1 rRNA gene is annotated in these 303 nt (G+C 39.6%); it reads left to right on the forward strand.

Features of this window, described 5'->3' with window-relative positions:
- Nucleotides 1-218 precede the first annotated feature (218 nt).
- Nucleotides 219-303 (forward strand): 5S ribosomal RNA (gene rrf, locus CD129_RS11640); the annotation flags it as partial.

Here is a 303-nt window from a genome sequence, read left to right on the forward strand (position 1 = left end):
ATCGAAGACTTAATCAAAATTTTTAACTCGGTTTAACGCCGTAAAATCTGCTTACTATCTAGTTTTGAATGTGCAATACATTCTAATAGTTATTGCGAAGAGAAAACGCTTATAGACGACGAATCACAATGGATGACAAATGAGTTTACTCAGGTAAATGAATGCGAAAACCAGTAGTGATGAGGAAGTATGTGAACGCTTGTCTCAAGCAACATTTGTCTGGTGACGATAGCAAAGAGGTCACACCTGTTCCCATGCCGAACACAGAAGTTAAGCTCTTTAGCGCCGATGGTAGTTGGGCTT

Source organism: Mammaliicoccus fleurettii, assembly GCF_003970575.1.
Taxonomy (GTDB): domain Bacteria; phylum Bacillota; class Bacilli; order Staphylococcales; family Staphylococcaceae; genus Mammaliicoccus; species Mammaliicoccus fleurettii.